The following is a 15808-nucleotide window of genomic DNA, read 5'->3' on the forward strand; positions in this document are numbered from 1 at the left end:
TGAGTGAAAATGCACTCAAATGGACAGAACAGGTTGTCAAAAATCAAGCAAAACCGCGTTCGAAAATCAAAATAGAACGGCGCGGGAAAATGATGACGCTGATTTGCATTGCTTTGATGGCGGTTGTTGCCGCATCGATTTTTATTTTTGTCGCATCAAAAGGGCTTGCCCTTTTCTTTGAACATCACGCCAGTGTCATTGAATTTTTCACAGGAAAAGACTGGAACCCGGGCAAAAAGGATGCTGCCGGGACCCCAGTTGCGGGCGCTTTGCCGATGATAACCGGTTCCTTTGCCGTAACATTTCTTGCCGCTATCATTTGTGCGCCGCTTGCAATCGGCGGAGCTGTATTTATGACAGAAATTTCCGCTAAACGGGGGCAAAAAATGTTGCAGCCGGTCATTGAATTGCTTGTCGGCATTCCGTCGGTTGTTTATGGATTTATTGGATTAAGCGTCGTCGTCCCGTTTCTTCGTGAACATGTATCAGGAAGCGGCTTTGGCATTGCGGCAGGAACCATTGTGCTTGCGGTCATGATTTTGCCGACTGTGATGAGTTTGTCGGTGGATGCCATCCGCGCTGTACCCGATTCGCTCCGGGAAGCCTCGCTTGCGCTTGGGGCGACGCGCTGGCAAACGACTTACAAAGTAGTGCTGCGGACGGCGCGGCCGGGCCTGTTAACGGCTGTTATTTTCGGGATGGCCCGGGCATTCGGTGAAGCGCTCGCGGTGCAGATGGTAATTGGCAACGCAACGGTGATGCCCCGTTCATTGCTCGAGCCGGCATCCACTTTAACAAGCATTTTAACGATGGGCATGGGCAATACCGTGATGGGAAGCGTGGAAAATAACGCGCTCTGGACGCTGGCGCTCGTTTTGCTCCTCATGTCGCTCGTTTTCATCATCATCGTCCGTTTTATCGGCCGCAGGAGGGAAGCAGCATGAAAGCAAAAATAGCAGACCGTATCGCAACATCCGTTCTATACTTCATTGCCGTGTTTATCGTCGCCATTCTTGCGGGGCTCGTCGGATACATTCTTGTAAAAGGGCTGCCGCATATCAGTTGGTCATTCATTTCATCCCCTCCCCAAACATTTAAAGAAGGCGGGGGAATCGGGCCGCAGTTGTTCAATTCCTTTTATTTACTCGTGCTGACAATGGCGATCAGCATGCCAATCGCACTTGGCGCAGGCATTTATATGGCAGAATATGCACGGAAAAACCGGCTGACGGATTTGCTCCGGACGGCGATTGAAGTGTTGTCTTCGCTGCCGTCTATTGTGGTCGGGCTGTTTGGTTTTCTATTCTTTGTCCTGTCGATGGGCTGGGGATTTTCGATTTTGTCCGGCGCGTTTGCATTGGCGCTTTTCAATTTGCCGCTGCTGGTCCGGGTCGTGGAAGATTCGCTTCGTGCCATTTCGCCGGCGCAAAGGGAAGCAGGCCTTGCACTTGGAGTGTCAAGATGGGAAACGATTCAATCGGTGCTGCTTCCGGCTGCGTTGCCGGGGATCATCACCGGGATTATTTTGGCCTCCGGGCGCGTTTTCGGCGAAGCGGCAGCCCTTATTTATACAGCAGGCATGAGCTCGCCAAATCTTGATTTTTCAAACTGGAACCCGTTCAGCATGAACTCTCCGCTGAACCCGCTCCGCCCGGCTGAAACATTGGCCGTGCACATTTGGAAAATCAACGGGGAAGGCCTCATGCCGGATGCCGCGTCCGTATCAAGCGGCGCGTCCGCAGTGCTGATCCTGTTTGTGCTCATCTTTAATTTTTCAGCAAGGTTTGTCGGCAAATGGCTCCATAACCGGATGACTTCGCAATGAAGGCGCCGTATCCATCTGGAAACGCGCCATGTCTGCTTTAAATCGGTGCATTTGCAACAGCTTCACAACCGGATGAATGAGGGTGCACGGGATCCGCGTCTATTTGGCACCATATCTAGCTTTTTTATACTTTATTTTCAGCGGGAATGATCACAACCGGGTAAATAAGGGTGCCCGGAAACAGGGCAGGCGTTTGTATCAAGCCCGTTCTTGCGCGCGCTTCACTTTAACAAGAAAAAAACGGACCCTTACTGATTTCACAATAAAAGGAGGAATGCCCCATGGCAGTATCGATGCTGGTACGGAATGAAAAAATGGTGCTACCCGCGGTTGAAATTCCCGGGCAGATGCCGGAAGCACAGCACATTATCATCGAAACAAAAAATTTAAGTGTTTTTTACGGGGAAAAAGCGGCGATCCAAAATGTTAGCCTCGCGTTTCCCGAACATCAGGTGACGGCATTAATCGGCCCGTCCGGATGCGGAAAATCGACCTTTTTGCGGAGCTTGAACCGCATGAATGATGAAATTGCGGGCTGCAGGATGTCCGGCGGGATTTTTTATAAAGGAGCCGACATCACCCTTTCGTGCGCGGATGTTTTTGAAATCCGAAAGCATATCGGCATGGTGTTCCAGCGCCCGAATCCGTTCGCAAAATCGGTTTTTGAAAATGTCGCGTTTGGCCCGAAGCACCATGGCGTGAAGAAAAAAGCATGGCTGGAAGAAATTGTCGAAGAAAGCTTAAAAAAAGCTGCATTATGGGATGAAGTGAAGGATCGCCTGCATACGTCCGCGCTTGCCCTGTCAGGCGGCCAACAGCAGCGGCTCTGTATCGCAAGGGCGCTCGCCATGAACCCGGATGTCCTGCTTCTTGATGAACCAGCATCGGCGCTCGATCCGGTCTCAACCGGTAAAATTGAGGAACTGATACTCGAACTGAAAAAAGATTATACCGTTGCCATTGTCACGCACAATTTGCAGCAGGCCGCCCGCATTTCTGACAAGACCGCCTTCTTTTTCATGGGCGCGCTGATCGAAGCGGGGGACACGGCGAAAATGTTTACCAAACCGGAAAACCAACAAACAAGGGATTACTTATCCGGCTTTTTTGGCTAAATCTTGGTGGGAAAGGAGATATGCAAAATGGCAACAGTATTGGAAAAACGGGCAGACAACCAAACGGCTATCCGTGCCGAGCATGTAAATGTGTTTTATAAAAACTTCCAGGCCCTTTATGATATTAATCTGGCATTTCCGGAAAAGCATGTGACAGCACTGATCGGCCCGTCTGGATGCGGAAAATCCACGTTTTTGCGCACGTTGAACCGGATGAATGACAACATCCCCGGTTTCCGAATGGAAGGCCATATTACGATTGGAGGCGAAAATATTTATGCGCCGAAAACGGATGTTGTCCAATTAAGAAAAAATGCCGGCATGGTCTTCCAACGCCCGAATCCGTTTCCAATGTCCATTTACGATAATGTCGCGTACGGACCGCGCATCCACGGCATTAAAAACCGGCATGTGCTTGATGAAATCGTAGAAAAATGTTTGATTCAGGCTGCGCTGTGGGATGAGGTGAAAGACCGCCTTCATACGTCTGCCGCGGGGCTTTCCGGCGGGCAGCAGCAAAGGCTTGTGCTCGCAAGGGTGCTTGCTGTTGAACCGGGCATTATTTTAATGGACGAACCGGCATCGGCGCTTGATCCGGTATCGGCAGCCAAAATTGAGGAATTGATCCTCAAGTTGAAAGCGCAATACACCATCATCATCGTCACCCATAATATGCAGCAGGCGATGCGCGTGTCCGGACATACCGCTTTCTTTTTGAATGGCAGGGTGGTGGAATTCGCTGAAACAACCAAAATGTTTACGAATCCGGCATCGAAGCAGACAGAAGACTATATTTCAGGGCGGTTCGGCTAATCCTTTCCGCCGCTTAAAAGGTGAAGGAAAGCCACATTTCTCATTCAAGTTCAGCTGAGAGGGCAGCCGTGCTGCGGGCATTTCTGTTTTCTTGATCCTGAAATGCGCAAAAAAGCACGTTAATGAAACGTGTTCTTTTCGCGTGCCCGATGAGCGGAGGAACCATGGCAGCAAAGTGGGAAAAAATGTCTCGGGAAATCCGGGAAAATCCTGAAACACTCTTTCACTACAATTTCTCTTCGTGCTATAATAGTTCAGTACTGTATGGCGAATGATAAAATCAGTAATGATTTGGAGGAGCAGCAATGAAAACAGCCGTCTTGGTTCCTTGTTATAACGAAGAACTGACGATTGCAAAGGTGATCCGGGACTTTAAGAGAGAATTGCCTGATGCGGACATATATGTTTATGATAATAATTCAACGGATCGTACATATGAAATTGCCCGGGAAAACGGGGCCATTGTAAAAAAAGAACCGCGCCAGGGAAAAGGCAATGTCGTAAGAGCCATGTTCTTTGAAATTGATGCAGATTATTATGTAATGGTAGACGGGGATGATACGTATCCTGCTGAATTTGTACATCAATTGTTAGAGCCTTTAAAAACAGGCGAAGCCGATATGACCATTGGGGACAGGCTGTCAAACGGCACTTACGAAAAAGAAAATAAACGAGCTTTTCATAACCTGGGAAACAATTTGGTAAGAAACTTAATCAACAAACTTTACAAAAGCAATATCCAAGATATTATGACGGGATACCGTGCATTTAACCGCTTATTTGTACGTTCTTTTCCTGTGGTAAGCAAAGGTTTTGAAATTGAAACAGAGATGAGCATCCATTCGCTCGATAAGGGATTTAAAATCAAAGAAATTCCCATTGATTACCGCGACCGTCCGGAAGGGAGCGAGTCAAAACTCAACACTTTTTCTGACGGCGTGAAGGTCATCAAAACGATTTTTACGCTTTTTAAAGATTACAAACCGATGTTGTTTTTTTCGTTTTGGGCAGTCATTTTGCTTATTCTCGGGCTCGTAGTGGGCGTGCCGGTTATTGTGGAATTTTTTCACACCCATTACATTACAAAAGTACCGTCAGCGATACTGGCAGTCGGCCTTGTCCTGATGGCCATGCTTTCTTTTGCCAGTGCGCTCATTCTGGATACGGTTGTCAGCCACTCCCGTAAGCAATATGAAATGGAGCTTCACACCGTTTACGAAGAATTAAAAAGAGAAAAGGAATGGAGCAGGTAATGTTTGGACATCAAAAGACCATGCATGCGGTACTTAGTTTCGTGATTGGCATCCTAGCAGGGCTCGGTTTTCTGCTTTTTTCTTATTCCTTTAAAAGCGTGCCCGGCTGGTATCCGGTTTTTTTCGCGCTGGCCGGTAGCTTTCTGGCATACGGTGCCATTTTTTGGAATATTGGCTGGATGAAGCGCCCTTTGAAATGGGCTTCTTTTCTTTTTTCTCTTGTACTCTCGGTCATTGTCACATTTGCCTTAAAAGGGCCGCAGCAGCATCTGGCGCACCAGCCCTTTTTGATAAACTGCCTTATTTATCTTGCAACTGTTTTGTTTTTACTGTTTGCCATGCTGCTGGCGATCAAAATACTGTATGCTTTAACAGAGAGCCGGGCAGAAGGGGATGTTCCCAGGAGGCATATTCTTTATTTTTCAATCCTGCCTTTATTGATTTCCCTTCTGTACTTCTGGGCTTTTTATCCGGGCATTTTAATGGCTGATTCTGTCAATCAGTGGCAGCAGGCGCACTCCACTTTTTACAATGACTGGCACCCTGTTGTGATGACATGGATGATCAAGCTGGCGGCCCAAATATGGGATACGCCTGCCTCTTATGTGATTTTCCAGTTCGTTCTGGCAGCGCTGATTACCGGATATGTCTTTTATGCATTTGAAAAATTAAGGGTCAAAAAGCCGGTTTTATGGCTGGGATATGCGTTTTTCTGCTTTTTGCCGCTTATCCCGCTTTATTCTGTCGTGATTTGGAAAGATACGTTGTTCAGTTACTTTCTGCTGGCGTTTACGGTCATGCTGATCCAGATCATTGATTCGAACGGCAAATGGCTGCGGTCGTTCCCCCATTTGCTGTTTCTGTACTTTTCCGTTTGCGGTGTCATTTTTTACCGGCATAACGGCTGGCCGGTGCTGCTTGCAACGATTGTCATTTTTCTTTTTTCCCTGCGAAAACGGTATTTGTATATGTATGGCGTTTTCGCGCTTGCGGTCATCACGTTTCTGGTTGTGACAGGCCCGGTTTACAAGCATTATAAAGTGTTTCCGGCTGATGAAACGGAATCTTACTCCATTCCTTACCAGCAGATTGGAAGGATTTTGAAGGAAAACGGGCATATAACGCCTGCGCAAAGAGCCGTGATCAACCAGGTGATGCCAATTCCGGACTGGAAAAAATACTATCATCCGACAGATGTTGATATGATAAAGTTTAGGCCGCACTTTGACCGTGCGTATATTAAATCCCATAAAAAAGCCTTTTTCAGTACGTGGTTCGCGCTATGCCGGCAAAATCCTAAGCTTGCTTTGGAAGCTTTTTACGATCAGGAAAAGCTTTCATGGAAACTGTATATTCCCGACGAAGATTTGCGCCGCCCGATTTTCCGGAACAAGGATTTTGAGAAGTACCGTCCCGTTTATTTTATGACACAAAAGAATGTGCAAAAATATCATGTCCATTATAAATGGTTTTACTATAAAGATTATGGATCGGATCTGGCGAATAAGACGCTTTCGTCGTGGATTACGCAAATCAACCAGCGGTTTTCGCATGGGATTCTCCGTGTGCTTTTGATGCCTGCGTTCTATTTGTATCTCATCCTTTTGTTTTTGTTTACCACCATTTTAAAAGGAAACTGGCGGCTTGTAATCGCGGCGGTTCCGATGTTTTTAAATCTCGGTTCCATGTTCGCGGCGATTCCGGCCCAGGACATCCGCTACTTTTTTCCGAACTTTTTGCTGGCGGTGCCGTTTTTCTTCCTTGCCACATTAACAAGCAGAAAGCGTGATAGCCATGGGTAATTCTATTTTTCAATCGATCCGTAAAAATAAAACGGGCATTTTGCTGATTGTGCTTGCGGCATTTTCCACCTCTGTCGGACAGATGCTGTGGAAAATGTCCGGGCATTTTTTGGATGCATACTTTGTGACCGGCTTCTTTCTCTATTTTTGCGGCGCATTGCTGATGATAGTTGCGTTTCGTTTCGGGGATCTTTCTGTCCTTCACCCGCTTTTAAGTATGGGGTATATTTTTTCCCTTTTCCTGGGGAGCATTTTTTTGGGAGAACATATGACGCCTTTCAAAATCATCGGCACTTGCATCATTTTTGCAGGGGCAACGCTGATAGGGGGCGGGGATGCTGATTAAACTTGTACTTCTTCTATGCATGACGCTGTTAGGGTCATTGGGGGGCTTCTTTTTCAAAAAATGCACTTCCAGAGGATTGAAGCTGAGCGGATTTTTCATTGTGAATCTAGGTATTGGCGGTGTTTTCTATGTATTAGGAGCATTGCTGAATATTCAGTTGCTGAAGATGATGCCGTATACGATTGTGTATCCTTTAACCTCGATTACATATATTTGGACCTTGATCCTCTCTTCCCTTTTTTTGTCGGAAAAAATGAACAGGAGAAAATGGTTCGGGATTCTGCTCGTCATTATAGGGGCATTTTTCCTTACCATGTAGATTTTAAATCCAGTTGCTTGACGCTGGGTTTATTTTTTTCTAGAATAGTGGAAATATCAAAGAACCAGTCCCGATCCTATAGAGAAAAGAAAATCGGACAGCAAGGAGGGAAGTAGGATGGGGGTTCATCAATATTTTAAAAGTTTGTCTGACCTGGAAAAAATTTACCGCTGCCCGGGCAAGTTTAAATTCCAAGAACACTCGGTGGCAGCCCATTCTTTTAAAGTGGCAAAAATCGCCCAGTTTTTCGGCCATGTGGAAGAGAAAGCCGGCAATAAAGTGGACTGGCGCGCGCTCTACCAAAAGGCGCTGAATCATGATTATCCGGAACTGTTTACAGGCGACATCAAAACGCCGGTCAAATATTCTTCAAAAGAGCTGCATAAGTTGTTCAAACAGGTCGAGGAAGAAATGACGAAAAACTTTATCAACGGCGTATTTCCGGAAGAATACCGGGAAATTTATTTTGATTTGTTCAAAGAAGGCAAGGACGATACGCTGGAAGGAAAAATATTATCCGTTTCCGACAAAGTCGATCTTTTGTATGAATCTTTCGGGGAAATCCAAAAAGGCAATCCGGAGCCGCTGTTTCTGGAAATTTACGAGGAATCGCTGCGGACCATTTTGCGGTTTTCGGGGCTTGCATCTGTCCAATACTTTTTAACGTCCATTTTGCCTGATCTGCTCGCAGAACGATTTATCGAACGGAGCCAGTTGCGCGGCATTACAGATGAAATCATTGAAAATGAATTCAAAAGATAATTCATTTTCAATGATTTTTCTTGTATTTTCGGGTGGAATGTTAAAAAATAGGGATAGCAGAAGTAAGGGCTTGGAGTGGGGTGAGGATGATCGTTCAATTGGTGGTAGCCGCTGTTTTTCCATGCTTTCTCGTCATCTTTTTTTCGCGGGTTACGTTTAACCAAGTGATTGGGCTGATACTGACGGTTGCGCTCATTGTCGCTTCCGTTTATAAAGGCTATACGCGCACGTGGCCGGTATATATCGTGGATGCAGCTTCATTGACAATCGGGTTTTATTTTGCTAATACAATGATACGGAAGGCAAAGATGAAAAAAGGAATGAAAAAATGAAGGCGGAGGCGCCCATGACCGGATTCAAAATGGACCCTGCGGAAAAGCAGCGGGTTCTGCGGGAAATACAGCAATTTGTCTGGGAACAGACAGGTGAAGAAATCGGCGTGATTGCCGCACAGGCGTATTTTGACTTTTTTCAGGAAAAGCTTGCGGCACACTACTATAATAAGGGAATTGAGGATGCGAAGAAAATATGGGAAGGGCAAAATGCACGTCTTGAAGAAGAATGGTACGCCCTGGAAATCCCGGTGAAATAACGGCCATCCGTTCCTGAAAGCGGTAGGGAAAATCCTTACCGTTCTTTCTTATGGAAAGATAGAAAACTTGTTCGCTTTTTGTTGGAGACGGGGCAGGATTTATGTTAAAATAAAAAGACTGAAAGACGAAGAACGGCCTTTTAAGGTTGAAATAGATGATGCCGGTTTAAGGAGGCTCATGGATGGAACAGCATGCTTTTGAACTTGTTTCGAAATACAAGCCGGAGGGGGACCAGCCGGAAGCGATCCGCCAGCTTGTGGACGGCATCCGTGCAGGCAAAAAGATTCAGACATTGCTCGGGGCAACCGGAACGGGAAAAACGTTTACGGTTTCGAATGTGATTAAAGAAGTGAATAAGCCGACGCTTGTCATTGCCCACAACAAAACGCTGGCAGGGCAATTGTACAGCGAGTTTAAGGAATTTTTCCCGAACAATGCAGTAGAGTATTTCGTCAGTTATTACGATTATTACCAGCCGGAAGCGTACGTGCCGCAAACCGATACGTATATTGAAAAAGATGCAAGCATTAACGATGAAATTGACAAACTGCGGCACTCGGCAACGTCTGCCCTGTTTGAGCGCAATGATGTCATTATTATTGCGAGCGTCTCCTGCATTTACGGCTTAGGTTCGCCGGAAGAATACCGCGAGCTTGTCGTCTCGCTCCGGACCGGGATGGAAATCGAGCGGAACCAGTTGTTGCGGCGGCTTGTCGATATCCAGTATGCCCGCAATGATATTGACTTCCAACGCGGGACGTTCCGTGTGCGCGGCGATGTCGTCGAAATTTTCCCGGCTTCGCGCGATGAACACTGCATTCGTGTCGAGTTTTTCGGTGACGAAATTGACCGGATCCGCGAAGTCGACGCACTGACCGGCGAGATTATCGGTGACCGCGACCATGTCGCGATTTTCCCGGCTTCCCACTTCGTTACGCGCAATGAGAAACTGCAGATTGCGATCCGGAATATTGAAGCGGAACTCGAAGAACGGCTGAAAGAGCTCCGCGATAACGGCAAACTGCTCGAAGCGCAACGGCTCGAACAGCGGACGCGCTATGATCTGGAAATGATGCGGGAAATGGGCTTTTGTTCCGGGATTGAAAACTATTCCCGCCATTTGGCGCTGCGCCCGCCCGGTTCGACGCCGTATACGCTTCTGGACTATTTCCCGAAAGATTTTCTGCTCGTCATTGACGAATCCCATGTTACGCTCCCGCAAATCAGGGGAATGTTTAATGGGGACCAGGCGCGCAAGCAGGTGCTCGTCGACCACGGGTTCCGGCTGCCGTCCGCGCTTGACAACCGGCCGCTCCGGTTTGAGGAATTTGAAAAACATATTTCGCAAATGATTTGCGTATCCGCTACGCCGGGGCCGTATGAACTCGAGCATACGCCGAAAATGGTGGAACAAATTATCCGCCCGACAGGCCTTTTGGATCCGGAAATTGAGGTGCGGCCGATCGAAGGGCAAATCGACGACCTGCTCGGGGAAATCCAGGACAGAATTGAGAAAAATGAGCGCGTGCTTGTCACGACACTGACGAAAAAAATGGCGGAAGATTTGACGGACTACTTGAAAGAAGTGGGCATTAAAGTCCAGTATCTCCACTCTGAAGTAAAAACGCTTGAACGGATTGAAATTATCCGCGACCTCCGTCTCGGCAAATATGATTGTATCGTCGGCATCAACCTGCTCCGGGAAGGGCTGGACATCCCGGAAGTGTCGCTTGTTGCCATTCTCGATGCCGATAAGGAAGGCTTCCTGCGTTCCGAACGCTCGCTGATCCAGACGATCGGCCGCGCCGCTCGGAATGCAAACGGCAAAGTGATCATGTACGCCGACAGAATCACGGATTCGATGGAAAAAGCGATCAGCGAAACGAAACGGCGCCGTGCCGTCCAGGAAGCCTATAACAAAAAACATGGCATCACGCCGAAAACGATCCAGAAAGATATCCGCGATACGATCCACGCGACCTATGCGGCGGAAGATGCAGCGCCGTATGAAGCGGAAGAAACGAAAAAGCCGCTGACAAAAGAAGAGCGCATACGGATGATTGCAGAACTGGAAGAAAAGATGAAAGAAGCGGCAAAAGCGCTTGACTTCGAGCAGGCCGCCCGGTACCGTGATGCCCTTTTAGAACTGAAAGCAGGTGACGACCACAATGGTATTAGATAAAATTGAAGTAAAAGGGGCCCGCGTCCATAACTTAAAAAATATTGATGTAACCTTGCCGCGGGACCAGCTTGTTGTGCTGACGGGTTTGTCCGGGTCCGGGAAATCTTCGCTCGCATTCGATACGATTTATGCGGAAGGGCAGCGGCGCTATGTTGAATCGCTGTCCGCTTATGCTCGGCAATTTTTAGGGCAGATGGACAAGCCGGATGTGGATGCGATTGAAGGCCTTTCCCCGGCAATCTCCATCGACCAGAAGACAACGAGCCGCAATCCGCGTTCCACCGTCGGGACGGTGACGGAAATTTATGATTATTTGCGGCTTCTGTATGCCCGCATCGGCCACCCGATCTGCCCGAACCACGGCATTGAAATTGCATCGCAGACGGTCGAACAAATGGTGGACCGGATCATGGCATACCCAGAACGGACACGGCTCCAGGTGCTTGCCCCGGTGGTATCGGGGAAAAAAGGCCGGCATGTAAAACTGCTGGATGATATTAAGAAACAGGGTTTCGTCCGCGTCCGCATTGACGGGGAAATGCTCGACCTCGGCGAAGAAATTGAGCTGGACAAAAACAAAAAACATTCCATTGATATCGTTGTTGACCGCATTGTCATAAAAGACGGAATTGAGCCCCGCCTGGCTGATTCGCTTGAAACCGCGCTGAAATTGGCGGACGGGCGCGTGGTAATTGATGTGATCGGGGAAGAGGAACTGCTGTTCAGCGAGCATCTTGCTTGCCCGATCTGCGGCTTTTCCATCGATAAACTGGAACCGCGCATGTTTTCGTTCAACAGCCCGTTCGGCGCCTGCCCGGAATGTGACGGGCTAGGTGCAAAGCTTGAAGTGGATCCAAGCCTTGTCATTCCGGACGCCTCGCTTACGCTCAATGAAGGCGCGATCGCTCCGTGGGAACCGATCAGCTCACAATATTATCCGCAGCTCTTAAAAGCGGTGTGCGCGCATTTTGGCATTGACATGGACACGCCTGTCAAAGATTTGCCGAAGCATCAGATGGAGATTATTTTATACGGATCCGGCAACGAACGGATTTATTTCCATTATGAAAATGATTTCGGCCAGGTGCGTGACAATATGATCCAATTCGAAGGCGTACTGAACAATATTGAACGCCGTTACCGCGAAACCAGTTCCGACTTTACGCGCGAGCAGATGGAAAGATATATGGCCCAGCAGCCATGCCCGAAATGCAAAGGCTACCGCCTGAAACCGGAAAGCCTTGCTGTGAAAGTGGGCGGGAAACATATCAGTGAAGTGACGGATTACTCGATTGCGGAAGCCCGCTCCTTTTTTGCCCATCTCGAATTGACGGAAAAAGAGCAGGCGATCGCCCGGCTGATCCTGCGCGAAATCGAATCCCGGCTCGGTTTCCTCGTCAATGTCGGCCTCGATTATTTGACGCTGAGCCGTTCTGCCGGCACGCTCTCCGGCGGCGAAGCCCAGCGCATCCGGCTTGCGACGCAGATCGGATCGAGGCTTACAGGCGTTTTATACATTCTTGATGAACCGTCGATCGGCCTCCATCAGCGCGACAATGACCGTCTGATTGCAACGCTCAGGCAAATGGCCGATATCGGCAACACGCTCATCGTGGTCGAACACGACGAAGATACCATGCTTGCCGCAGACTACTTGATTGACATCGGCCCGGGAGCAGGCGTCCATGGCGGAAAGGTTGTTGCTGCCGGCACGCCGCGCGAGGTGATGAAAAATCCGGATTCACTCACCGGCCAGTATTTATCCGGAAAGAAATTTATCCCGCTCCCGCCTGAACGGCGGAAAGGGGACGGCCGTTTTGTTGAAATCAGGGGCGCGAAAGAAAATAATTTAAAAAACATCAATGTAAAATTCCCGCTCGGCCTGTTTATTGCCGTAACCGGCGTCTCCGGCTCCGGAAAGAGCACGCTTGTCAATGAAATTTTGCATAAGGCGCTTGCCCAAAAATTGCAGCGTGCAAAAGCAAAACCGGGCGCTTACAAAGAAATCAAGGGTATTGAACATCTCGACAAAGTCATTGACATCGACCAGTCCCCGATCGGCAGGACGCCGCGGTCCAACCCGGCGACCTATACCGGCGTGTTCGATGATATCCGCGACGTGTTTGCTTCCACGAACGAAGCAAAAATCCGCGGCTATAAAAAGGGGCGGTTCAGCTTTAACGTTAAGGGTGGCCGGTGTGAAGCCTGCCACGGCGACGGGATTATCAAAATTGAAATGCACTTTTTGCCGGATGTGTACGTACCGTGTGAAGTGTGCCACGGCAAACGGTACAACCGCGAAACGCTCGAAGTCCAATACAAAGGCAAAAATATTGCTGATGTACTCGATATGACGGTGGAAGATGCGATCTCCTTTTTCGAAAACATTCCGAAAATCAGGCGGAAACTGCAGACCATTGCGGATGTCGGCCTTGGTTACGTCAAGCTCGGGCAGCCGGCTACAACTCTGTCTGGCGGCGAAGCGCAGCGCGTGAAACTCGCATCCGAACTGCACCGGCGTTCGACCGGGCGATCTTTCTATATTTTGGATGAACCGACAACCGGCCTTCACGTCCATGATATTGCCAAACTTCTCGATGTGTTGCAGCGGCTGGTGGAAAACGGCGATACGGTGCTTGTGATCGAGCATAACCTCGATGTCATCAAAACCGCCGACTATATCATTGACCTCGGCCCGGAAGGCGGGGACGGCGGAGGAACTGTTGTTGCCACCGGCACGCCGGAAAAAGTCGCGGAACATCCAACCTCCTACACCGGAAAATATTTGAAGCCGGTGTTGGAACGCGACCGGGAAAGAATGGAAAAAGAAGTAGAAAAACTGGCGCGCTGAGGCATGTTTACCGTTTTTTCGCCTCCTGCCCCGCCGGGTGAATAACAGAATGCGGGCTGTACGGAGTCTTTTGGCAATTTTTTCTATTAAACGGAAAACCGGCGTGCTAACTGTTGGCGTTCCTCCCCGCTTGAGGGAGGGCCACTTGTACATAGGGGAAAACCCGGCGCCCGCTTCTTGAAGAAGTATTTGAATTCTGCTTGAAATAGACATATAATGAGTAAAGATTAGGGAAAAATAATGAAAAGTGTCGCATTGTGCAGGAATGTTGCCTATTACATTTAGCAGGGAGAGAACTGTATGAAAAAAGTAATCACATACGGAACATTTGACCTTCTCCATTGGGGGCATATCAATTTACTGAAACGCGCAAGAGCATTAGGCGACTATTTAATCGTCGGCCTTTCATCGGATGAATTTAACGAAATCAAAAATAAAAAATCGTACCACAGCTATGAAAACCGGAAATTAATTCTGGAAGCGATCCGTTACGTTGACCAGGTCATTCCGGAACATTCTTGGGAACAAAAAATAGACGATATCAAAAAATACAATGTCGATGTTTTCGTCATGGGCGATGACTGGAAGGGCAAATTTGATTTCCTGAAGGATTATTGCGAAGTGGTTTACCTGCCGCGGACGGTCGGCATCTCTACGTCAAAAATTAAGAAGGACCTCTTTTCTGTGAAAAATGGTTAGGGAACTGTTCATTTCCTTATACTTACTGCTTTTTCGCGTACTTTTTACACTATGTAAAATTTTTCCTTTAAAAAGGAAAATCACATTTGTCGTCTCATTTGAGCAGAACAGTTTATATGTGTATGAGGAATTGAAAAAGCATCCCGTTTCTTTTCAGACAGTGTTCGTTTGTACTTCTTCCTGCTATCGCCGTGTTGCGGAAACCGTCCGGCAAGAGAAGGTATTTCTGTTTGAAATGAAAAATTTGCAGCATTTTATCCGCAGCCTATACAACATTGCGACATCGAAATTTGTGATTGTTGATAACTATTATGGTTTCCTGGCTGCCGCCCGGTTTAAAAAAGGGGTGGAATGCATCCAGCTCTGGCATGCAGCAGGGGCCGTTAAAACATTCGGCCTTGAAGACAAAACGATCCGCACGAGGGGCAAGCGTGCATTGAAGCGGTTTAAAAAAGTGTATGCCCATTTTGACCGGGTAGTGGTGGGGTCTGAAAAAATGAAGCATATTTTTATGAGGGCTTTCGGGCTTCCTCCTGAAAATTTTCTTTGCACAGGCATACCACGGACCGATCTTTTTTTTGACCAAAACAGGATCCGGGACATAAAGAAGAAGCTGTACAAACAGTATCCTGCCTTTCAAAAGAAAAAAGTGATCTTGTATGCCCCGACTTTCAGGGACCCGCATCCGGACCAGTTTGAAGTGCCGCTTGATTGGGGCCGGCTTTATGATGAACTGAAGGATGAGTATATTTTTGCGGTGAAATTTCATCCGGCTGTAAACAAAGGGGCAGGGCTGCTGCAGTATCCTGATTTTGTGGTGGACTGCCCCCATGATATGAACATCAACGAATTATTGCTGGTTACAGATTATTTGATCACGGATTATTCTTCTGTCCCTTTTGAGTTTTCCCTGTTAGGCCGCCCGATGATCTTTTATCCGTATGATCTGGAAAGCTATCAGGCTACACGGGGGTTGTGGGAACCGTATGACCGGCTTGTCCCCGGGCCGATTGCCTGTACGACGGCAGAAATTATTGATTTGATTAAAACTGGTTCTTTTGATACGGGAAGTATAGAAGCATTCTCAAGAACCTGGAATACATACTCTGCCGGCCACTCCAGCCGCGATCTGGTACAGTATTTGCGTGAACAGGACGAAAAAAAGGGAAGAATGTATGGGTGAGTTTGCGGGAGTATGAGAAGCGGGCGAATATGGCCGGAGCTCACCTGTTTGGGATATCTGTTTAA

General features: G+C 48.0%; 15 protein-coding genes. All 15 read left to right on the plus strand.

All coding sequences use genetic code 11. The annotated features are described in order from the left end of the window. Positions 1-89 precede the first annotated feature (89 nt). The 15 genes from pstC (at position 90) to NSQ19_RS03585 (ending at position 15743) form a co-directional block, all read left to right on the plus strand. On the plus strand, positions 90-944 hold the full coding sequence (pstC, locus tag NSQ19_RS03515) for a phosphate ABC transporter permease subunit PstC (protein ID WP_237342276.1): 855 nt from the start codon (positions 90-92) through the stop codon (positions 942-944). Beyond that, positions 941-1825, plus strand: a complete 885-nt coding sequence (gene pstA / locus NSQ19_RS03520; protein WP_340702396.1) for a phosphate ABC transporter permease PstA — start codon at positions 941-943, stop codon at positions 1823-1825. The genes pstC and pstA overlap by 4 nt, the downstream gene beginning before the upstream one ends. Positions 1826-2106: 281 nt before the next feature. Then, complete coding sequence (gene pstB / locus NSQ19_RS03525; protein WP_445684485.1) at positions 2107-2940, plus strand: phosphate ABC transporter ATP-binding protein PstB; 834 nt, start codon at positions 2107-2109, stop codon at positions 2938-2940. 27 nt (positions 2941-2967) lie between these two features. Continuing rightward, on the plus strand, positions 2968-3753 hold the full coding sequence (gene pstB / locus NSQ19_RS03530; RefSeq protein ID WP_340702397.1) for a phosphate ABC transporter ATP-binding protein PstB: 786 nt from the start codon (positions 2968-2970) through the stop codon (positions 3751-3753). Between the two features lie 305 nt (positions 3754-4058). Beyond that, positions 4059-5006 (plus strand): glycosyltransferase family 2 protein, encoded by a 948-nt coding sequence (locus NSQ19_RS03535; RefSeq protein WP_340702398.1) that lies wholly within the window; start codon positions 4059-4061, stop codon positions 5004-5006. Continuing rightward, positions 4994-6808, plus strand: coding sequence for a DUF6020 family protein (locus tag NSQ19_RS03540; protein ID WP_340702399.1), 1815 nt, complete (start codon positions 4994-4996; stop codon positions 6806-6808). Before NSQ19_RS03535 ends, NSQ19_RS03540 begins: the two co-directional genes overlap by 13 nt. Then, positions 6801-7154 (plus strand): EamA family transporter, encoded by a 354-nt coding sequence (locus NSQ19_RS03545; protein WP_133535962.1) that lies wholly within the window; start codon positions 6801-6803, stop codon positions 7152-7154. Before NSQ19_RS03540 ends, NSQ19_RS03545 begins: the two co-directional genes overlap by 8 nt. Next, positions 7144-7473, plus strand: coding sequence for an EamA family transporter (locus NSQ19_RS03550; protein ID WP_118499038.1), 330 nt, complete (start codon positions 7144-7146; stop codon positions 7471-7473). Before NSQ19_RS03545 ends, NSQ19_RS03550 begins: the two co-directional genes overlap by 11 nt. 117 nt (positions 7474-7590) lie before the next feature. Then, a complete protein-coding gene (locus NSQ19_RS03555; protein WP_237349038.1) occupies positions 7591-8235 on the plus strand; it encodes an HD domain-containing protein in 645 nt (214 codons plus the stop codon). Positions 8236-8321: 86 nt separating this feature from the next. Further along, positions 8322-8567 (plus strand): CsbA family protein, encoded by a 246-nt coding sequence (locus tag NSQ19_RS03560; RefSeq protein WP_014095840.1) that lies wholly within the window; start codon positions 8322-8324, stop codon positions 8565-8567. A 14-nt stretch (positions 8568-8581) separates the two neighbouring features. Beyond that, on the plus strand, positions 8582-8827 hold the full coding sequence (locus NSQ19_RS03565; protein ID WP_225620972.1) for a DUF2164 domain-containing protein: 246 nt from the start codon (positions 8582-8584) through the stop codon (positions 8825-8827). 182 nt (positions 8828-9009) lie between these two features. Beyond that, entirely contained in the window at positions 9010-11010 is a 2001-nt protein-coding gene (gene uvrB / locus NSQ19_RS03570; protein WP_013858672.1) for an excinuclease ABC subunit UvrB, read from the plus strand. Then, complete coding sequence (gene uvrA / locus NSQ19_RS03575) at positions 10997-13861, plus strand: excinuclease ABC subunit UvrA (protein WP_133535954.1); 2865 nt, start codon at positions 10997-10999, stop codon at positions 13859-13861. The genes uvrB and uvrA overlap by 14 nt, the downstream gene beginning before the upstream one ends. 300 nt (positions 13862-14161) lie before the next feature. Next, positions 14162-14560 carry a glycerol-3-phosphate cytidylyltransferase gene (tagD, locus tag NSQ19_RS03580; RefSeq protein ID WP_013858674.1) on the plus strand — a complete coding sequence of 133 codons (399 nt, stop codon included), beginning with the start codon at positions 14162-14164 and terminating at the stop codon, positions 14558-14560. Continuing rightward, positions 14553-15743 carry a CDP-glycerol glycerophosphotransferase family protein gene (locus tag NSQ19_RS03585; RefSeq protein ID WP_328229197.1) on the plus strand — a complete coding sequence of 397 codons (1191 nt, stop codon included), beginning with the start codon at positions 14553-14555 and terminating at the stop codon, positions 15741-15743. Before tagD ends, NSQ19_RS03585 begins: the two co-directional genes overlap by 8 nt. Positions 15744-15808 lie beyond the last annotated feature (65 nt).

This window comes from Weizmannia sp. FSL W8-1119 (assembly GCF_038008605.1).
Taxonomy (GTDB): domain Bacteria; phylum Bacillota; class Bacilli; order Bacillales; family Bacillaceae_C; genus Weizmannia; species Weizmannia coagulans.